This is a genomic window from Brevundimonas sp. KH_060 (genome assembly GCF_057838275.1).
Genome location: NZ_CM174463.1, coordinates 1,522,861 through 1,541,966, shown reverse-complemented (window position 1 = coordinate 1,541,966; position 19,106 = coordinate 1,522,861). Strand labels below are relative to the sequence as shown.

The 19,106-nt window shown below is 66.7% G+C and carries 15 protein-coding genes; 13 read left to right on the top strand and 2 right to left on the bottom strand.

Going from position 1 to position 19,106, the window contains the following annotated elements; genetic code table 11:
- Nucleotides 1-36: 36 nt before the first annotated feature.
- The 9 genes from AC3IPP_RS07575 (at nucleotide 37) to AC3IPP_RS07535 (ending at nucleotide 11,064) form a co-directional block, all read left to right on the top strand.
- Nucleotides 37-1,290, top strand: a complete 1,254-nt coding sequence (locus tag AC3IPP_RS07575; protein ID WP_035285038.1) for a TolC family protein — start codon at nucleotides 37-39, stop codon at nucleotides 1,288-1,290.
- Nucleotides 1,290-2,501, top strand: a complete 1,212-nt coding sequence (locus AC3IPP_RS07570; RefSeq protein ID WP_003169264.1) for an efflux RND transporter periplasmic adaptor subunit — start codon at nucleotides 1,290-1,292, stop codon at nucleotides 2,499-2,501. Before AC3IPP_RS07575 ends, AC3IPP_RS07570 begins: the two co-directional genes overlap by 1 nt.
- 11 nt (nucleotides 2,502-2,512) lie before the next feature.
- Nucleotides 2,513-5,734 carry an efflux RND transporter permease subunit gene (locus AC3IPP_RS07565; protein WP_489150900.1) on the top strand — a complete coding sequence of 1,074 codons (3,222 nt, stop codon included), beginning with the start codon at nucleotides 2,513-2,515 and terminating at the stop codon, nucleotides 5,732-5,734.
- Nucleotides 5,731-6,330 carry a cation efflux transmembrane domain-containing protein gene (locus AC3IPP_RS07560; protein ID WP_489150899.1) on the top strand — a complete coding sequence of 200 codons (600 nt, stop codon included), beginning with the start codon at nucleotides 5,731-5,733 and terminating at the stop codon, nucleotides 6,328-6,330. Before AC3IPP_RS07565 ends, AC3IPP_RS07560 begins: the two co-directional genes overlap by 4 nt.
- Complete coding sequence (locus AC3IPP_RS07555; protein WP_003165205.1) at nucleotides 6,327-6,956, top strand: methyltransferase family protein; 630 nt, start codon at nucleotides 6,327-6,329, stop codon at nucleotides 6,954-6,956. The genes AC3IPP_RS07560 and AC3IPP_RS07555 overlap by 4 nt, the downstream gene beginning before the upstream one ends.
- Before the next feature lie 173 nt (nucleotides 6,957-7,129).
- A complete protein-coding gene (locus AC3IPP_RS07550; protein WP_035285029.1) occupies nucleotides 7,130-9,640 on the top strand; it encodes a heavy metal translocating P-type ATPase in 2,511 nt (836 codons plus the stop codon).
- Nucleotides 9,637-10,089, top strand: coding sequence for a DUF305 domain-containing protein (locus AC3IPP_RS07545; RefSeq protein WP_003169256.1), 453 nt, complete (start codon nucleotides 9,637-9,639; stop codon nucleotides 10,087-10,089). The genes AC3IPP_RS07550 and AC3IPP_RS07545 overlap by 4 nt, the downstream gene beginning before the upstream one ends.
- A gap of 162 nt (nucleotides 10,090-10,251) precedes the next feature.
- A complete protein-coding gene (locus AC3IPP_RS07540) occupies nucleotides 10,252-10,566 on the top strand; it encodes a hypothetical protein (protein ID WP_003165207.1) in 315 nt (104 codons plus the stop codon).
- A 66-nt stretch (nucleotides 10,567-10,632) separates the two neighbouring features.
- A complete protein-coding gene (locus AC3IPP_RS07535; protein ID WP_003165208.1) occupies nucleotides 10,633-11,064 on the top strand; it encodes a helix-turn-helix domain-containing protein in 432 nt (143 codons plus the stop codon).
- A 58-nt stretch (nucleotides 11,065-11,122) separates the two neighbouring features.
- Here AC3IPP_RS07535 and AC3IPP_RS07530 read toward each other — a convergent pair whose 3' ends face one another.
- The gene (locus tag AC3IPP_RS07530; RefSeq protein ID WP_003165209.1) at nucleotides 11,123-12,076 is read right to left on the bottom strand and encodes a LysR family transcriptional regulator; all 954 of its coding nucleotides are present in this window, start codon (nucleotides 12,074-12,076) and stop codon (nucleotides 11,123-11,125) included.
- 91 nt (nucleotides 12,077-12,167) lie between these two features.
- On the opposite strand from AC3IPP_RS07530, the gene AC3IPP_RS07525 reads away from it, so the two are divergent.
- The 4 genes from AC3IPP_RS07525 to AC3IPP_RS07510 all read left to right on the top strand — a co-directional run bounded on the left by AC3IPP_RS07525 (nucleotide 12,168) and on the right by AC3IPP_RS07510 (nucleotide 16,941).
- Nucleotides 12,168-13,502, top strand: coding sequence for an acyclic terpene utilization AtuA family protein (locus tag AC3IPP_RS07525; RefSeq protein ID WP_003165210.1), 1,335 nt, complete (start codon nucleotides 12,168-12,170; stop codon nucleotides 13,500-13,502).
- Nucleotides 13,502-13,813 carry an AtuA-related protein gene (locus AC3IPP_RS07520; RefSeq protein WP_003165211.1) on the top strand — a complete coding sequence of 104 codons (312 nt, stop codon included), beginning with the start codon at nucleotides 13,502-13,504 and terminating at the stop codon, nucleotides 13,811-13,813. The genes AC3IPP_RS07525 and AC3IPP_RS07520 overlap by 1 nt, the downstream gene beginning before the upstream one ends.
- Before the next feature lie 100 nt (nucleotides 13,814-13,913).
- Nucleotides 13,914-15,251: a CitMHS family transporter gene (locus tag AC3IPP_RS07515; protein ID WP_003165212.1), complete on the top strand. Its 1,338-nt coding sequence runs from the start codon at nucleotides 13,914-13,916 to the stop codon at nucleotides 15,249-15,251.
- 25 nt (nucleotides 15,252-15,276) lie between these two features.
- Nucleotides 15,277-16,941: a tannase/feruloyl esterase family alpha/beta hydrolase gene (locus AC3IPP_RS07510; RefSeq protein ID WP_081461881.1), complete on the top strand. Its 1,665-nt coding sequence runs from the start codon at nucleotides 15,277-15,279 to the stop codon at nucleotides 16,939-16,941.
- Between the two features lie 93 nt (nucleotides 16,942-17,034).
- Here AC3IPP_RS07510 and AC3IPP_RS07505 read toward each other — a convergent pair whose 3' ends face one another.
- A complete protein-coding gene (locus AC3IPP_RS07505) occupies nucleotides 17,035-19,101 on the bottom strand; it encodes an alpha/beta hydrolase domain-containing protein (RefSeq protein WP_489150898.1) in 2,067 nt (688 codons plus the stop codon).
- Nucleotides 19,102-19,106 lie beyond the last annotated feature (5 nt).

Below are 19,106 nucleotides of genomic sequence, written 5' to 3'. Positions count from 1 at the left end.
CGCGCCCTTTTCCGTTTCACTTCTGGAAATACCTACATGTCTTCGACACCTCGTCGTCGGCCGCGCCTTGCGGTCGGCTGCGCGCTCGCCGTCTTGGCCTGTGCGCTGGCAGGGCCGGCCTTCGCCGATCCCGCTCCCTCGTACACGGACCTCCTAGCCCGCCTGGACCAGACGCCCGCCGCCGCCGAATCCGGCGCCCTGGTCGATGCGGCCGAGGCGCGCGTGCGCCAGGCCCGCGTGCGGCCCAACCCCACCCTGTCGCTGACCGGAGAAAATCTCGGCGGCTCAGGCCCCTACTCCGGCGTCGACGCGGCCGACCTCAGCCTGTCGTTCAGCCAGGCCCTTGAGTTATGGGGCCGGCGACCGGCGCGTGTGAATGTCGCCCGCGCCGAGGCGGGAACCGCCGCCCTGCGCCGCGACCTGGCCATGATCGACACGGCCGGGCGGCTGGCCCTCACCTACGCCGAAGCCGAAGCCGCGCAGCGGCGCGCGACCTTGGCTGAAGAAGCCCTGTCCCTGGCCTTGGCCGACGCCCGCGCGGCCCTGGCCATGGTCGAGGAAGGGCGCGAGCCCCTGCTGCGCGGCATCCAGGCCGAGAGCGAGGCCGCCGCCGCCCGCGCCAGCTTGGACGAAGCCAGGGCCGAGCAGAACGCCGCCTTCGCGCGCCTCAGCGCCGTCGCCATGCTGCCGACGCCCGCCACCTCGGTCAGCGCCAGCCTGCTGGACGCCTCCGCAACGCTTTCCGCCCCGGAGATCGACGACGCTCCGACCGTGCGCGTCGCCGAGGCCGAGCGCACCGCCGCCGAACGCCGCATCACTGTTGAACGCATCAATGGTCGCCCTGACGTGACCGCCAGCGTCGGCGTGACACGGTTCGGGCTCGAGGAGGAGACCGCCCTCACCGTCGGTCTCAGCCTGCCATTGCCCCTGTTCGACCGCAACCGCGGGAACATCGACGCCGCACGCGCCGAATTTCGGGCCGCCGAGGCGCGGGTGATGCAGGCGCGTCAGGACGCCGGAGCCGACCGGGCCGCCGCCGTCGCTCGCCTGACGGCTTCGGCCAGCCGCGTCTCCGCCGCCGACGCTGGCGTCGCTTCAGCCGATGAGGCCTATCGCCTGTCGCGCATCGGCGCCGAGGCCGGGCGCATCTCCCAGCTTGAGCTGCGCGTGACCCGCACAGGCCTCATCAACGCCCGCGCCGCCGCGGTCGACGCCCGCTTGGCCCGCGTCCGCGCCGAGATCGATCTGGCGCGCCTCGACGGCCGCGCCCCCTTCCAAGGAAATCCCTGATGCGCAAAAGCACTTCCAACAAAACCCTCCTCATCGGCGGCGTCGCCGCACTCGTCCTGCTGGGCGGCGGGGGCCTCTACATGGCCCTGCAGCGCCCCGAAGCAGCCCCTCCCGCTGCCCCCGAAAAGGCTGCACCGGCGGGTGAAGCCGCGCCCGCCGAGGGAGAGGCCGGTCATGCCGAAGACGGCCAGGCCGCCGAGGGCGAGGTCGAACTGACCGTCGAACAACAACAGGCCGCCGGCATCGCGGTCGTCTCCGTCGCACGCGGCGGGGGTGGAGAAACGCGCCTGTCCGGCCGGGTCGAAGCCATGGTGGACGCGCGCGCCGCTGTCGGCGCCGTGGTCGGCGGCACGGTCGAGCGGGTGCTGGTCGCTCCGGGCCAGACGGTCCGCGCGGGCCAGGCTCTCGTCAGCCTGGTCAGCGGCGAAGGCGCCGCGCTCAGGGCCGAGATTGATGCGGCCTCCGCGGCCGCAGCCGTCGCGCGCCAAGCGCATCAACGCAACCAGAACCTGGCCGATCAGGGCGTCGTCGCCCGCCAGGAGGTCGAAACCTCCCAGGCCCAGGAACTGAGCGCCGAGGCGGCGGCCCGCGCCGCGCGGGCCCGGGCGACGGCGGCCGGCTCGCCCAATGCGTCCGGCCGGATGAGCGTGGTCAGCCCCATCTCCGGCGTCGTCACCAATGTTCAGGTCGGTCCCGGCGGCTTCGTCGCCCAGGGCGGCGTCGTGGCCGAAGTGACCAATCCGGCGCGGGTCGAACTCGTCTTCAACGCGCCGCCGCAACTGGCCGCCCAGGTGCGCCCCGGCTCACACGTGCGCGTTACCGGACCGCAGGGCGAGTTCGACGCCCTGGTCACGGGCGTCGCCGCCGACGCCGGGTTGCAGGACAGCGGCGCGACCGTGATCCGCGCCCGGGTCGAAAGCGGCCGCCTGCCGCCCGCTGGCTCGCCCGTCACCGGCGCCGTGGTCACGGAAGGCCAGTCCGGCGGCGCCCTGACCGTGCCGTCCGAGGCGGTGCAGACGGTCGACGGCGCCACGGTGGTCTTCATCAAGACCGATCACGGATTCCGCGCCCAGCCTGTGCTGGCCGGACGTCGAGCCGGCGGCTCCACGGAGATCCTGCGCGGCCTGACCGGGACCGAGCGCGTCGCCTCTACCAACGCCTTCCTCCTCAAGGCCGAACTGGCCAAGGGCGAAGCCGAGCACGGCCACTAAGGGAGGGGATCATGTTCAAAGCCATCATCGAGGCGTCCGTCCGCTTCCGCTGGTTCATCGTCCTGGCCACGACGCTGGTCGCCGCCTGGGGCCTGTTCCAGTTGACGAAGCTGCCGATCGACGCCGTGCCCGACATCACTAACCGCCAGGTGCAGATCAACACCGTGGCCCCCGCCCTGGCCCCCGAACAGATGGAGCGCCAGGTCACCTACCCGCTGGAAACGGCCATGGCCGGGATTCCAGGCCTTCAGAGCACCCGCTCCCTCAGCCGCAACGGTTTCAGCCAGGTGACGGTCATCTTCACCGACGCCACCGACATCTACTTCGCCCGCCAGCAGGTGGCCGAGCGGATGGCCCAGGCGCGCGAAAACCTGCCCGAAGGCGTCGAGCCCGGCCTGGCTCCGATCACCACGGGCCTGGGCGAAGTCCTGATGTGGACCGTCGACTTCAAGCCCTTCGACGCCAAGGCGGCGCGAGCTGGAAAGCCTGGCTGGCAGCCCGATGGCGCCTATCTGACGCCCGAAGGCGATCGGCTGGCGTCTCCCCAGGCGCAGGCGACCTATCTGCGCACTGTGCAGGACTGGATCATCGCGCCCCGGATGCGGACCGCGCGCGGTCTGGCGGGCGTCGACGTGAACGGCGGCTATGTGAAGGAATACGCCGTCCGACCCGACCCGGCTCGCCTGGCGGGCTACGGTCTGGGCCTGGGCGACCTGATGCAGGCGCTGGAGCGCGCCAACACCCAGGCGGGGGCCGGATACGTGCAGCGCGCGGGCGAAGCCCTGACCGTCCGCACCGACGCCTTGGCCCAAACCGTCGAGGATCTGGCTCAGGCGCCCGTGGCTAACCGCAACGGCCTGGTCGTGCGCGTCGCCGATGTGGCGACCGTGGAAATGGGCCAGGCGCCGCGCCTGGGCGGGGCCAGCCGCGACGGCCATGAAGCGGTCATCGGCACCGCCCTGATGCTGGCCGGCGAGAACAGCCGCACCGTGGCCCAGGCCGCCGCCGAACGGCTGGAAGAGATCGGCGCCAGCCTGCCGCCCGACATCGTGGCCGAGCCGGTGCTGAACCGCAGCGCCCTGGTCAACTCGACCATCAAGACGGTGGCCAAGAACCTGACCGAAGGCGCCCTGCTGGTCATCGTCGTGCTGTTCCTGCTGCTGGGGAACATCCGCGCGGCGACGATCACGGCCCTGATGATCCCGATCAGCTTCCTGTTCGCGGTCATCGGCATGAACCGCTTCGGCATCAGCGGAAACCTGATGAGCCTAGGGGCGCTGGACTTCGGCCTGCTGGTCGACGGCGCCGTGGTGGTGGTCGAGAACACCCTGCTGATGCTCAGCCAGCGCCGGGCGGATCTGGGTCGGGCCCTCACCCGACACGAACGCCTGGACGTCGCCGCCGGCGCCGCGCGGCAGATGGTCAAGCCCGCCGCCTTCGGCCAGCTGATCATCCTGCTGGTCTTCACCCCCCTGCTGATGCTGGAAGGAGTCGAGGGCAAGACCTTCATCCCCATGGGCGCCACGGTCATGCTGGCCCTGGTCGGCGCCTTCATCTTCTCCTTCACCTTCGTCCCAGCCATGACGGCCCTGCTGGTGCGAGATCCCAAGACCGTCCACGTCGACGAGAACGGCGAGGCGGAAGAGCATGAGACCTTCCTGCTGCGCCACGCGCGCCGCTGGATCGAACCGGCCATCCGTTCCGCCGTGTCGCACCCCAAGACGGTGCTGGCGGCGGCGCTCGGCGCCCTCGTCGTCGGCGGGTTCGCCTTCACCACCCTGGGCCGAGAGTTCATCCCGACGCTGGACGAGGGCGATATCGCCATGCAGGCCCTGCGCGTGCCCTCGGCCTCGCTGGAGCAGTCCCTCGCCATGCAGATGGCGCTGGAGCGGGCCATCAAGGCCCAGCCCGAGGTGAAGACCATGTTCTCGCGCACCGGCACGGCCGAGGCGGCGGTGGACCCCATGCCGCCGAACATCTCGGACGCCGTCATCGTGCTGAAGAAGCGCAAGGAATGGCCCGATCCGAAGCTGCCGAAGGAGGAGTTGATCGCCCGCATCGAAAAGGCCTCCGCCGCCCAGTTGGGCAACAGCTTCGAGTTCAGCCAGCCGATCGAACTGCGCTTCAACGAGCTGATCTCCGGGGTCCGCACCGATCTGGCGGTCATGGTCTATGGAGACGACTTCACCCAGCTTCAGGCGACGGCGGATCAGGTGGCCAACGCCCTGCGCGATACGCCCGGCTCGGCCGACGTGCGGGTGGAGCAGGCGTCCGGCCTGCCGACCCTGACGGTCAGCGTCGACCGCTTCGCCGCCGCCAACTACGGCCTGTCGGCGGCCGACGTGTCCGAAGCCGTCTCGGCGGCCATCGGCGGCGCCGAGTCTGGGCAAATCTTCGAGGGCGACCGCCGCTTCGACGTGGTGGTCCGCCTGTCGGACGCGGAGCGTAACGATCCCGCCGCCCTGAACGCCCTGCCCGTCACCACGGCCAGCGGCGCAGCCATCCCCCTGTCCTCGGTCGCCCGCATTCAGGTGAAGGAGGGCCAGAACCAGATCAGCCGCAACGACGGCAGCCGCCGCATGGTGGTTCAGGCCAATGTGCGCGGCCGCGATCTGGGCGGCTTCGTCGCCGACGCCCAGAAGCAGGTCGATCAGCAGGTCCAGCTGCCCGCGGGCTATTCGCTCAAATGGGGCGGGCAATTCGAGAACCTGAAGCGGGCCGAGCAGAGGCTGGGCCTGGTCATCCCCGTGGTCTTCGTCCTTATCGGCATCCTGCTGTTCATGGCGCTGGGATCGTTCGCGGAGGCCGGGCTGGTGTTCGCCTGCGTGCCGCTGGCCCTGGTCGGCGGGGCGCTGTCGCTGTTGCTGAGGGGGATGCCCTTCTCGGTCTCGGCGGCGGTCGGCTTCATCGCAGTGTCGGGCGTCGCGACCCTGAACGGCCTGGTGCTGATGCAGGCCATCCGCGAGCGGTTGCAGGCGGGCCAGACGCCGCGTGACGCCGCCCTGCTCGGCGCCTTCAGTCGTCTAAGGGCGGTGCTGACCACGGCCCTGGTCGCCATCGTCGGCTTCATCCCCATGGCCATCGCCACCGGGGCCGGCGCCGAGGTGCAGAAACCCCTAGCGACAGTAGTCATCGGCGGCCTTCTGACGGCGACCGCCCTGACGCTGCTGGTGCTGCCGACCTTCGCGGCTAAGGCCGTCAAACACCGCAAGACGGAAGGAATAGAGGATTGAGCGGATCTCATCATGGAGAGGGGCTTCAGCGCCGCACGCTGCTGATCGTGCTGGTGCTGAACGTCCTACTGTTCGTCATGCTCGGACTCGGCGGCCTGTTCGCCGAGTCCAGCGCCCTGCTGGCCAACGCCGCCGACAACGGATCGGACGCCATCGTCTACCTGATCAGCTTCCTGGCGGTCGGGCGGGCGATGGCGTGGAAGCGCGGCGCCGCTCGGTTGTCAGGGATCATGCTGCTGGTCTTCGCGGCCGGGGTGCTGATCGACGTGGGGCGGCGCTGGATCGTCGGGACCGAGCCGGTCGGTTGGACCATGATGGGCCTGGCCGTCATCGCGGCGGTGGTGAACCTGATCTGCCTGATGCTGATCCGGCGTCAGGGCGGCGACGACGTCAACATGCGCGCAGCCGAGACCTTCAGCTTCAATGACTTCGCCTCGAACGGCGGCATCCTCGTCGCCGGAGGCCTGGTCATGGCGCTAAACCAGGCATGGCCCGACCTTGTGGTCGGGCTGATCGTAGCGGCCATCGCCCTCAAAGGCGGTCTCGACATTCTCAAGGACGCCCGGGGCGTCGCCAATAAGGGACAAGCCCAATGAACGCCCCGGGCCGCCGCTCGGCCGCTCCGATCGATCTCCGCTCGGTTCAGCGGTGGCGCAAACTCTTCATTCTCGTGGGCCTCTTCGCCCTTCTGGCCTGGACGCTGATGGTGAAGGCCGAGCCACGGCTCGAACACGCGGTCGAGCATCTCGGTCTGATCGCCATCATGCTCTGCATCATCGGCCGCGCCTGGTGCTCCCTCTATATCGGTGGCCGCAAGAAACAGGAGATCGTGACGAGCGGCCCCTACTCCCTGTGCCGCAACCCCCTCTACGTTTTCAGCTTCATCGGCGCCTTCGGAGCCGGGGCGATGTCCGGCAGCCTGTCGGTCGGGCTGGTGTTCGTCCTTGCCTGCTGGATTGTGTTCCGCACCGTCGTCGGCCGGGAGGAGCGCTACCTGAGCGAGACGTTCGGGGAGACCTACGACGCCTATCGGCGGCGCACCCCGCGCTTCATGCCGAACCCGAGGCTCTGGCGTGATGAGGCCGAGCTTTGCATTCGTCCGACCTTCTTCGTGCGCACGATCCAGGACGGACTGTTCTTCCTTCTCGCCGTTCCGCTGTTCGAATTGCTCGAAGCGGCGCAGCAGTTCGGCTGGTTCGGCGCCGTCCTGCAATTGCCTTGAGCAAAACCTCATGGAACGCGCGCGCCTGGTGACATCCTTGACGGCTATACTAGCCGCAATCGCCTTTCTCGCCGGCGGCGCCGTGCAGGCCGCTTCCCTTGAAGCCGAGGCGAAGCGCGCCGCGCCGCAGATCGGCCCTCCACCCGCCCCCGTCTCACCTCCGGAGTTCAGACATGCCTAACACGGTCAGAATGGACATCCCCGTCCTGCTGCCGGAAGCCCCCGACGCGTCCGACGCCTGCGTCGAACGCCTCGTCAAGCGGCTCAGCAGCGCACCCGGCCTGTTCCAAGTCCATGTCGCCGAAACGAACGGCGCATCTCAACTCTGCCTCCACTACGACCCCGCTGCGCTTTCTCCAGCGGACGTCAGGCGCAAGGCGTTGCAGGCGGGCGCCGAGATCAGCCAGCGATTCGGCCATCTCATCGGTTGGGTGGAGGGCGTACGCCACGCCCGCCATGCCCGCAGGCTCGAAGCCGCCCTGGCCGAAGAACCCGGTGTTCTCGAAGCGGCTCTGGACGTGGCGGGCGCCTTGCGCCTGGAGTTCGATCACACTCGGACTAGCCGGGACGCCCTTCAGCAACGCCTCGCGGACCACAGGCTGAGATTTTCCCATTCTCCCTTCCCGCCCCCGCCCGAACGATTTGAACCCGAGAAAGGCGATCACGACCACGAAGGAACAGGCGAACATGCCGATCACGATCATGCCCATGGCGGGGTTTTCGGCGCCAACACCGAGCTCGTCTTCGCCCTGGGATCCGGCAGCGCGCTCGGCATCGGTTTCGCCCTGGAGAAACTGGTTCCGGGACTTTCCGGATGGGCGCCGCTGACGCTCTTCCTCGTCGCCTATGGGCTCGGAGGCTTCTTCACGGTCCGCGAAGCCATCGAGAACCTGAAACGCGGGCGTTTCGAGATCGACACCCTGATGTTGGTGGCGGCGGCGGGCGCGGCGGCGCTAGGCGCATGGGCGGAAGGAGCTCTACTCCTCTTTCTGTTCAGCCTGGGCCACGCGCTCGAACACTACGCTATGGGCCGCGCCAAACGGGCCATTGAGGCTCTGGCCGAACTGGCCCCGCGCACGGCGAGAGTGCGGCGGGGAGACGACCTCATAGAGACGCCGGTGGAACAGCTCGAGATCGGTGACGTGATCGTGGTGCGACCCAATGAACGCCTGCCCGCTGACGGCTTCGTCCTCTTGGGCACGACCAGCATCAACCAGGCTCCGGTCACAGGCGAAAGCATGCCGGTGGACAAGCAGCCGGTCGCCGATCCCGCAGAGGCGCGATCGGGGCGGTCCTCGATCGCCAATACCTCGGCCGTGTTCGCCGGCACCATCAACGGCGCCGGCGCCATCGAGATCGAGACCACACGCAAATCCAGCGACACCACCCTTGCCAAGGTGGTGCGGATGGTGAGCGAAGCCGAAACTCAGAAGTCGCCCACTCAAAGGTTTACCGACAAATTCGAACGCATCTTCGTGCCCGTGGTGCTCGGGCTCGCCTTCGTCCTGCTGTTCGCCTGGGTCGTGATCGACGAGCCCTTCCGCGACAGCTTCTACCGCGCCATGGCGGTGCTGGTCGCCGCCAGCCCCTGCGCCCTGGCCATCGCCACGCCTAGCGCCGTTCTGTCCGGGGTGGCGCGCGCAGCTCGGGCGGGCGTTCTGATCAAGGGCGGCGCCCCCTTGGAAAACCTCGGTTCACTCAACGCCATCGCCTTTGACAAGACCGGCACCCTGACGGAAGGCCGTCCGCGCATCACCGACATCATTCCCGTCCAAGGAACCCGCGAAGCCGATCTTCTGTCGGCGGCCGTCGCCGTCGAGCGCCTCAGCGACCATCCCCTGGCCGCCGCCATCGCGCGCGATGGCGCAGAACGTCTCGGCCAGTTCACCCCGTCTCCCGCCTCAGACCTCAGAAGCCTGACGGGGAAAGGCGTCACCGCCCGATGGGCGGGCGAGACGATCTGGATCGGCAAGCCCGAAATGTTCGGGGCGGACGGCGTCGCGCCGCTCAGCGACGAGACGACGCTCGCGGTCACCCGGCTGCGGCTCGAAGGGCGCACCCTGATGGTCGTCCGCGCCGGCGCGCGCGATCTCGGCGTGATCGGTCTTCTGGACACGCCCCGGCCGGCGGCCAGAGCGGCCTTGGCCGCGCTGCGCGATCTGGGCGTGCAACGCATGATCATGATCTCCGGCGATCATCAGAAGGCCGCCCAGGCCATCGCGGGACAGGTCGGGCTTACTGAGGCTTGGGGCGATCTCATGCCCGAAGATAAGGTGGACGCCATCAAGCGGCTTCGAGAGGAGACGAAGGTCGCTATGGTCGGCGACGGGGTCAACGACGCTCCCGCCATGGCGACCGCCACCGTCGGGATCGCCATGGGCGCCGCCGGCTCGGATGTCGCGCTGGAGACCGCGGACGTCGCTCTGATGTCCGACGACCTCGCCCAACTGCCCTTCACGGTCGGCCTAAGCCGGCGAACGCGGAGCGTCATCCGGCAAAACCTGGTCGTCAGCCTCGGCGTCGTGGCCTTTCTCGTTCCGGCCACCATCCTCGGGCTGGGCATCGGGCCCGCTGTGGCGGTCCACGAAGGCTCCACGCTGCTGGTCGTGTTTAACGCCCTGCGCCTGCTCGCCTATCAGGATCGACGCGGCACACGGCGCGCGTCGACGGAGACCCGCTCATGAAACGTATCAGCGGCCTCGCCATCATCGTCGTCTTCCTCGCTTTCTCAGCCTTCCTCTTGGGCGTGGTGACAAAGCGGGGGTCAACCGCCATCGATACAGCCGGCTCCGTCGACGCGCGCCCCATCGACGAACATGCCGGCCATGGCGACAGGCCCCAAGACAGCGCGGCGACCCGTTCCTTCAAGGAAGCGAACGAGCGGCTGCATCAGGCCATGAACATCAACTGGAGCGACAAGGCCGATGCGGACTTCATACGCCTCATGATCGCCCACAGCGAAGGCGCCGTCGCCATGGCCCGCATCGAGCTCGAACAGGGATCCGACCCTGAAGCCAAGGCGCTCGCCGAAGATGTGATCCGCAGCCGGGACGCTGAAATCCTCCGCATGCGCATCTGGCTGGCACAGCGCCAAAGGGCGGAAACGCTCGAGGGCGCCAGGCCCGGGAACTGAGGGATGAGGCGCAGGAAGTCTCCCATCCGAGGTCAGACTATCGCCTGGCGGCCTGGACGCTACGGCAAGCGGCTGCGGTCATATCGTATCCGCAGGAACACCAAACCCCGGCCGGTTATGGACAGCGTATACGCGAGCTTCAACGGCCTCGTGGGAGCAGGGGTGGTGCTCTATCTCGGCATCGTCCTGTTCAACGCGACCGGCTTGCCGCTCTACATCACTTACGGCGCAGCTCTCCCCCTGGTCGCGCTCGCCTGCGTGCTGCTGGCGCCCCGCGGCCGGACGATGCTGATCCTGAGCTTGCCATTCGCGGTGCTCTGGATCGCGGGAACCCTGTTTCTCTACGTGACGCGTCACGACATGAACCGGTCGCCTCACAATCACCCTTCCTCCGCTGCATCCGCGCAGCAGGCCGCCGAGCCCGTCGAGCGACGCGTCGCACCTCCCGGACGTTCCGGGCCGGTGTCCGTCAATTAGCGGTCACCGTCAGAGAAGCCCCTAGCGAGATCCAGCGTATCGACGTTCAAGATCAGGAGGACCGACGTGACCGAGCTGCAGGCGAAGCTGGATTACAATCGAGCCATCGGCCGACGCATCCGTGACCGACGAAAGGCGCTGGGCTTCAGCCAGGCCGCGCTCGGCAGCAAGGTCGGCTTGTCATTCCAACAGATCCAGAAGTATGAGAAGGGCCTGAACGGCCTTGCAGCCGTGCGCCTGGGCCAGCTGGCGCTGGCGCTGGCCACAACGGTTCCGCGACTCCTGGGGCTGGGGGAAGAGGACCACCCGGCGTCAGACGAACAGCGTCATCGTCTGCTTCAGGCCTGGGAGAGATTGACGCAAGCGCAGCGCGAGCCCCTGCTGCGGTATGTCGAAGCGCTCGCGCTGTCGCCATCCTCTGCGACGACAGCGGTCGAGACGACGCACATTGGCGCGGAGGCCGACGTCGATCCGACGGCGACGAGCGATAAGAAATAAGGCTTGTTCGGATGACCGGCTTGGAGGTTCCCCCTTGGAGCACCAACCGCTGAAGTTCTCAGCCCGCGTCCCCAGCACCGTCAGCTTGACTCAAATGCGCTTTGCATCTCCCCAAAACCGCATCGGAATGCCTGATGACGGTAGATATGAACGACGCGAGCGTGGGACTGACTGCCTGGTTACGACGCGTAATGATCCCCACCGACCGTTTCAGCGAAGGTTGCGACAACGATCTCCAAACCAGGCCGGACGCGGCGGTCAGTGGCATGGCCAGGCGCGGCAGGGCCGAAACGCCCAAGCCGTTCAGCACCAGGGCCCCGACTGTAGCCATCTGTGAACACTCATAGAGCGGCTTGACCGGTGATCGCACCTGGACGAAAGCGGCGTCCGTCATCAAGCGCACGCTGCTGTTGGACGCCATTGCAATGAAGGGGCGCATCTCGAAATCGCGCCAGGAAACGCGCGGGCCCACGGCCATGGGATCGTCCTCACGACAGACCAGGCCAAAACGGTCCAAGCCAATCTCCTCATAGTTGAAGAGATCATCCTTGATCGGCCGCAATGCCAAACCCAGATCCGCTCTCCCCTGAATGACTGCCTCAGCGATGTCACCCGACAGCGCGTCGATCAGTTCAAACTCGACATCCGGCGCAGTCTCGCGAAAGGCCGAGATGGCGCGAGGCAGCACAGTCGCCGAAAGGGACGGCAAACTGGCCACAACGATACGGCCACGCGCGCCCGAAGCCAACTGATCAAGAGAGTCCAGCCCCGCCTCGACCTCTCGCAGCACCCGCTCGGCGATCGGCAGCAGGTGACGACCATAGCTGCTCAACGCAACAGTTCTCGTGTCCCGATCGAACAATCGAACTCCCAACCGGTCCTCCATCAGCTTGATCGTGCGGCTAAGCGCCGGCTGGGAAATACCACAATGTTCAGCGCAAAGGCTGAAACTGCCGTGTTCTGCGACGCCCCGGAACAGCCGCAACTCCCGCAGTTCGATCTGATGCGACATAGTCCGCGCTCCCTTCGATCTATGCTAACGATGAATAAGTTGATCAGGCAATAGTCATTGTAATTCTATAAGCGACGCGAAACATAGCGTCATGTCCGATGCATACATCCGCGAAAAATCAGCTGTAAGAATCGGATCCGGAGCCGGCTTCTCCGGCGATCGGATCGAGCCGGCGGTCGTTCTGGCCGAATATGGCCGGCTGGACTATCTGGTCTTCGAATGCCTGGCCGAGCGCACGATCGCACGAGCCGTCCGATCACGCATGGCCGATCCCGATGGCGGGTACGACCCTCTGCTGATTGAGCGCATGACGGCTGTCCTGCCCACCTGCGCACGCCAGAATACGCGCATCATCAGCAATATGGGGGCGGCCAATCCCGTGGGCGCGGCCCGCGCGACGGCTGCAACAGCGCGAGGTCTAGGCTTGAGCGGCCTGAAGATCGCAGCCGTGATCGGCGACGACGTTCTGCAGATCGCCACGACACATGGCGCTCTCGACGGGTTGGCGGAGCGGGCGATCTCCGCCAACGCCTACATGGGCGCTGAGCCTGTAGTGGAGGCCCTGGCCGCAGGCGCTGACATTGTTCTGACGGGCCGGATAGCGGATTCCTCGCTGTTCCTGGCTCCGGCAGCGTTCGAGTTTGGCTGGGCTTTCGACGATTGGGAGAAGCTAGGTCGAGGCGCCATCATGGGGCATCTTCTGGAATGCGCCGGACAGGTCACCGGCGGCTATTTCGCGGACCCCGGCTACAAGACCGTGGAGGGCCTGGCCCGGCTCGGCTTCCCGCTCGCGGAGGTTTCGCCCGATGGAAGCCTCATCGTGACCAAAGTCCCAGGTACAGGCGGCGCCGTGACCGTGGCCGGCGTGAAGGAGCAGCTTCTGTATGAACTGCACGATCCTGGCAATTACCTGAGTCCCGACGTGACAGCCGACTTCTCCAGCGTGATCGTGCACCAAGCCGGACCGGACCGTGTTTCGGTCGAGCGCGGCGGCGGCCGCAAGCGCCCTGATCAACTCAAGGTTTCGGTAGGCTATCAGGACGGCTTCGTCGGCGAAGGGCAAATCTCATATGGCGGGCCGGGGGCGCAGATGCGCGGCCGGCTGGCGCTCGACATCATGCGGGAACGTCTGGATATGATGGGTGATGAAATCCTGGAGACGCGGTTTGACCTGATCGGCGTGGATTCGCTCCTGCCAGGTTCGACACGCAGAGACGACGCCGGCGAAGTTCGCGCCCGCATCGCGGCGCGCACACGAACGCTTACCGGCGCCCGCCAAGTGGGCCGAGAGGTAGACGCCCTTTACACAAACGGACCGGCAGGCGGCGGCGGCGTTTTCCAGACCGCCTATCCGGTGATCGCCATGACCTCGACCCTTCTGGATCGAAGCCTGGTCCGTCCGGATATCATCTGGGAGACCACCTGATGCGATTGCGCGAAATCGCTCACTCGAGAACCGGCGACAAGGGCGACATCTCCAATATCTCGGTCATCGCCTATGATCCGGCCGATTATGAACTGCTGGTTCGGGAGGTCACCGTCGAGCGCGTCGGAGCGTGCCTGGGAGGCACGGTGCAGGGTGAAATCGACCGTTTCGAGATCCCCGGCCTGAGCGCTCTCAATTTCGTTCTGCACAAGGCCCTGGGCGGCGGGGTGACCCGGTCCCTCGCGCTCGACGCCCACGGCAAAAGCCTGAGTTCCTATGTGCTCGCGATGGAGATCGACAAGAGCGCATAACATTGAAGTCTTAGACGTCTCCCGGCGAATAACGACGCCCCGACGGCTCAGCAGCCGGCGAGGAAGCGTCGGCGGCCGGTAAGGAACAGGGAGGAGCGGTATGGACCTTGCGCTGCAGGGCTTTTTGACGATCGGCGCCTTTCTGGGGCTGATCCTCTTTGCGCGCGTGCCGGTGACGGTGGCGCTGATCCTAGTTCCCCTGATCAGCGTCTTCATCGGCGGCCAGGCGGAGGACGTCGGCGTCATGGCGGTCGACGGACTGAAGACCGTGGCGCCCGTGGCTGCCATGATGATGTTCGCCATCCTGTATTTCGGCCTGATGATCGATGTCGGCCTGTTTGAACCCTTGGTGAAAGGGCTGTTGCGGCTGGTCCAAGACGATCCCGTCAGGCTGTGCGTTGTCACCGCCATCCTCCCCATGCTGGTGGCGCTGGACGGCGACGGAGCAACGACCTTTCTGATTTCGGTGACCGCCCTTCTGCCGGTCCATCGTCGCCTAGGCGTCAAGCCGCTCGTCCTGCCCACCATCATCGGACTGTCTGCCGGCGTGATGAATCTCCTACCCTGGGGCGGACCGACCGCGCGGGCCATGAGCGCCCTCGAGGCCGGAGTGGACGAGATATTCACGCCTGTCGCCCCGGCCATGCTGGCCGGGATCGCCTGGGTCCTTTTGGCAGCCGGCTTCCTCGGCTGGCGCGAACGCAGGCGGCTGGCCCCGGCGGGGGGGCTTCGAAACAACCGCCCTCCGCCGGAAGTCGGCGCGTCTGAGATCGACGGCTCCGCGCCGGCGGGACGCATGAACGCCCTGTTCTGGATCAATCTCGGCCTGACGGTCCTGCTCGTCGTCCTGCTGTTCCAGGACCTCTACGCCCAATGGGTTCCCCTGCCCAAGATGCCGGCGCCGCTCTTGTTCATGACGGCCTTCGTTATCGCCCTGCCTATCAACCGCCGCACGGCCAAGGCGCAGCAGGAACAATTGGCCGCCCACGCCGGGAATGTGGTGATGGTGATTACCATGATATGCGCCGCTGGCGTCTTCGCCGGAATAATGAACGGGGCCGGATTGATCACCGCCATGGCCCAGGCCGCGGCGACGAATATGCCGGCCTTCGCCGTTCCCTGGTTGAGCGGCATCGTCGCCGTCACCGGCATGCCGATGAGCCTCGTCTTCACGCCCGACGCCTATTATTTCGGCGTCCTGCCCGTTTTCGCGGAAACGGCCGCTGCCGTGGGCCACGACCCGGCTGCGATCGGCCGAGCGGCCATTCTGGGCCAGATGACCACCGGCTTCCCGCTGAGCCCGCTGACCGCCTCGACCTTCATCCTCATCGGTCTGTCCCAGGTCAGCCTGCGCGATCACCAGAAACACATGTTCCTCTGGGCGTTCGGAACAACCCTGGTGATGACCGCCGTCGCCGCCCTGACGGGCGCGCTGTGAAACCTTAAGCCACAAGGAGCCCACCATGCCCGATGACGCCACCTCCCCCGCCCCGCGACTCCACCGACGCATTGGGACCAGGCCGATGCTGGCGGGCGCCTCAGCCATTACCTTTCTGGTCGGAACTGCCGAGGCTTCCGCACCCGACAGCGCTACCCAGTGCCGCGCCATGGCCGAACAGCACCTGCCCGGCGCCCGGGTTATCGAGGCGACCGTGGTCCCCGCTGGCGAGTTGGCCGTTCCCGGACAGGCGGCCGTGGGCGACCTGCCAACATTGTGTCGCATCCAGGGTGTGGCGGAGCCGACGGATCGGTCGCGGATCGGCTTTGAGGTCTGGATGCCGCTCGCCGCCTGGAACGGACGCATCCACATGGTCGGCAACGGCGGCTACAGTTCCTCGATCCGATACAACCTGATGGGCAATCTTGTCCGTCGGGGAGACGTCGCGGTGGCGACCGACACCGGCCATGTGGGCGACGATCTGGAATTCGGCTTCGACAATCGCGAGGCCATCGCCGACTGGGGTCATCGCGCAGTCCATGAATCCATCCGCGCAGGCAAGGCGCTGACCCAGACCTATTACGGCGCCGCGCCGCGCCAGTCCTATTTCTCCGGCTGCTCGACAGGCGGCCATCAGGGGCTGACGGCGGCCCAACGCTATCCTGGTGATTTCGACGGCATCATCGCCGGCGCGCCAGGGGCTAACCGCACCAACTTGAATTTCGGCTTCCTGTGGCAATTTCTTCAGAACCATGCGCCAGGAGACAACCTCAATCCGATCCTCACCCGTGCCGACCTTCAACTGGTCAGCCGGAAGGCGCTTCGCGACTGCGACGGCCTGGACGGCGTCGCCGACGGGATAGTGGTCGACCCGCGCCGATGCACCGTCGATCTGGCGGACCTGCGTTGCCGACCGGGCGAGGAAGCCGCGACCTGCCTGACGGATCGCAAGATCAGCGCCTTGAGCGGCATGCGTCAAGGCGCCCGGCGCGCGGACACGGGCGAGACCATCTACCCCGCCTGGCCGGTCGGCAGCGAATATGTCGAGGGACAGGGTCTGGCCGAGGGCTGGGACGTCTACTGGGCCAACCCGCGCAAGCCGGACGAGCCGCAGCGCATCGACTATTTCCGCCGTTGGTCGCTGAACGACCCGGAATGGAACTGGTGGAGCTTCGACTGGTCGACCGGGGTGGATCGGATTCGCGCCGCCATGGCGCCGCTGACGGACGCGGTGAACCCAGACCTGTCGGCCTTCCGGGCGAGAGGCGGCAAGCTCATCCTGTTCATCGGCTGGCAGGACCCCGTGGTGTCCGCCTATGACACGATCGACTATTTCGACCGGGTGATCGATACGGCCGGCGGCGACGTCTCCGACTTCGCCCAACTGTATCTCGTCCCCGGCATGGGCCACTGCGCCCTGGGCGGCGGCGCCACCAACTTCTCGACCTCGACTCGCAACTCTATGCCGCTGGTCGCCGATGCCGATCACGACATGAGCCTCGCTTTGGAGCGATGGGTCGAGGAGGGCGTCGCTCCCCGGCGCATCGTAGCGGCGCGCTATCGCGGCAGCACGCCGGCCAGCGGGGTGGAACTGACCCGTCCGCTGTGCCCTTATCCGGCGGTCCCCGTCTATGACGGCCGAGGCGACCCCGCCCTCGCATCCAGCCACCAGTGCCGCCCCCCGACCTAAGGCTCCGCAATAGGATACGGAAAAGCCCGAGCCCGCATAGGCGAGCCCGGGCTTCTGCGTCGCCGGAAGTTCGGCGCCGATGGCCTGCAAGGATCAAGGCAGGACGGGATGACGACGCGCGTTCTCAATGTAGCGGTCGGCGTCCTCCTGAAGCATAAAACGCGCCTGGACCAGCCGGCGAGCGGAAGCCTCGACCGCCGCGACATAGCCCGCCTGATCGCCATAGCGTTCCTCCAACGACGGCCGCTCGTCGCCCGCAGACACCCGGGCGGCGCGCGTCTTGTGGAACGGGATGAAGGCGCCGTTCAGATTGTCCAGATCCTCAAAATCCGGGTTGGCGGCATAGTTGAAGCCGAGATTGGTGCCCAGGGGCGCTTCAATTGCGATTCCGCGAACGCCTGCGATATCATGACCGTCGCCGTCGACCTGAGGCACCAGGATCGCATAGTCGCGTCCGAGATTGTGCGGCGGCTGATAATCCATGATCCCGCTCTCGTCCTCGGCGCGATAACGCGGGCCGAAATTCAGAAGCGGACGCTGGACATAGAGGCCTCTATACTCGAAGTCCGGGATGGATCCCTTATGGCCCTCCCCGTCCCAGACCAGACCGCGCATGGCGGGAAAGCGCAGTTGATCAGGCCTGACCAAGGTGCCGTCCTCGATGCGGGGAATGCGGCTGGCCGGCGGCTCGCGTCCGTCGACGACCCATTCCTCCAGCGCCAGGAACAGGGCCCTTTGGTGAGAGTCGATGTATGTCGCCAGCGGCCCGATCGGATAGGCGGCGCGATCCGGGTTGAAGCGCGGCAGCGCGGCGTCCGGGTGCTGGGTGCTGGAGTGGAGATAGATGCGCAGATTGTCGGGCTGTTGCAGGTCCCGGAGGCCATAGGCGTCGGTCAGCCCCGAGGACCCCTGCAGCGCCCAGAGCTCTGAACTGCTCCAGCTCATGAACACCTTGGGACAGGTGTCGGACAGGCTGCAGCGGGCGAAGATTCCTCCCGTCCGGCCCGCGACATTGTCCACATAATCCGGCGCAAAGCCTCGCGGCCCGAGTTGGGCCGGCGCCGAAAAGTCCGTCCGCGCGCCCCCGCCGCCGCCCGGGATGGAGAAGCGGGCGTTCACATTGGTGAGCCGCGCCCCCACCAGGGAGTAAACGCCGTCAAACACGCGGCGCCCCCCAAGGTCCTCATTGAAACCCAGATGGATGAAGGTCTTCATGAAGTTGCCGGTCTGCGATCGGCCGGAGCCGATGGCGTAACGAACCAGGCCGCGTGCGGGATTGGCCAAACCTTCGCGATCCGCATCCTCGTAACGCAGAAACGAGACCAGGTCGCGGATCGCCGCCAACCCCAGTCCCATAACGATGGGATCTCGGGCGGTGTAAATGATCTCGTAGAAGGAATTCGGGTCGACGCCGCCCTTGACGCAGATGCGGGTCGGATCCGGCTTGCCCGGAAAAGGGTGGGAGGCGTCGCAGGCGGCAAAGGCCCAGTCGCTGTTGGCGATCGGAATACGAGCGTCTGAATATTTCACCCGGCGCGACAGGCGGTAATCGGGTCCGCTGTTGTCCATGGAGGCCGGGGCATAGGGTTTCATCGTGCCGTTGAACGGCCCGCCTGGCAGTCGTAGGTCCGTAGCGCCTGTCGTCGGGATCAGATCGGCGCGATAGGGACCCGTTATCGATGAGCCGTCGGGATTGCGCGCCACCGGCGCCGTAAGCGTCATCCGCTCCGGCCCGGTCTTGGGCACGTCGCCCTGCCAACCAGCGTAGAGGATGACCTCACCTCGCCGAAGAAAAAGAGGATCGGGCGGATAGTGGATCAGATTGCCCCGGTTCGGCGTGTTGTACTGAAGGACGCCGTTCGCACGCGATCCGTCCGCCGGCACATAGAGGATGAAGTCGGTAGAATACTCGACGTAGCCGCGCGCGTTGCGTGGGGCGAGGTTTAGGTCCTGAATGATGGCGTTTTGGCCTTCCGCCGGGTCGACCTCGCCGATCACCGCCCCTTTCAACACCTGATACGCGCCGGCTCCATCCTCGCCGGCCAAGGTCTCTCGGCTATCAATTCGGAAGGTGAAGGCGGGTTCCGCCAGAGCCGGCGCGGCCGTCGTCCACAACCCGACGACCATCATAAAAGCGACGGCGGCTGTATCGCATTTCATCAGCT

What these genes read in the sequence shown, in the direction of transcription:
- AC3IPP_RS07520 (WP_003165211.1), top strand. Translation starts at nt 13,502, where the DNA reads ATGCGATTGCGCGAAATCGCTCACTCGAGAACCGGCGACAAGGGCGAC.
- AC3IPP_RS07515 (WP_003165212.1), top strand. Translation starts at nt 13,914, where the DNA reads ATGGACCTTGCGCTGCAGGGCTTTTTGACGATCGGCGCCTTTCTGGGG.
- AC3IPP_RS07530 (WP_003165209.1), bottom strand. Translation starts at nt 12,076, where the DNA reads ATGTCGCATCAGATCGAACTGCGGGAGTTGCGGCTGTTCCGGGGCGTC.
- AC3IPP_RS07510 (WP_081461881.1), top strand. Translation starts at nt 15,277, where the DNA reads ATGCCCGATGACGCCACCTCCCCCGCCCCGCGACTCCACCGACGCATT.
- AC3IPP_RS07550 (WP_035285029.1), top strand. Translation starts at nt 7,130, where the DNA reads ATGCCTAACACGGTCAGAATGGACATCCCCGTCCTGCTGCCGGAAGCC.
- AC3IPP_RS07570 (WP_003169264.1), top strand. Translation starts at nt 1,290, where the DNA reads ATGCGCAAAAGCACTTCCAACAAAACCCTCCTCATCGGCGGCGTCGCC.
- AC3IPP_RS07525 (WP_003165210.1), top strand. Translation starts at nt 12,168, where the DNA reads ATGTCCGATGCATACATCCGCGAAAAATCAGCTGTAAGAATCGGATCC.
- AC3IPP_RS07545 (WP_003169256.1), top strand. Translation starts at nt 9,637, where the DNA reads ATGAAACGTATCAGCGGCCTCGCCATCATCGTCGTCTTCCTCGCTTTC.
- AC3IPP_RS07565 (WP_489150900.1), top strand. Translation starts at nt 2,513, where the DNA reads ATGTTCAAAGCCATCATCGAGGCGTCCGTCCGCTTCCGCTGGTTCATC.
- AC3IPP_RS07555 (WP_003165205.1), top strand. Translation starts at nt 6,327, where the DNA reads ATGAACGCCCCGGGCCGCCGCTCGGCCGCTCCGATCGATCTCCGCTCG.
- AC3IPP_RS07505 (WP_489150898.1), bottom strand. Translation starts at nt 19,101, where the DNA reads ATGAAATGCGATACAGCCGCCGTCGCTTTTATGATGGTCGTCGGGTTG.
- AC3IPP_RS07575 (WP_035285038.1), top strand. Translation starts at nt 37, where the DNA reads ATGTCTTCGACACCTCGTCGTCGGCCGCGCCTTGCGGTCGGCTGCGCG.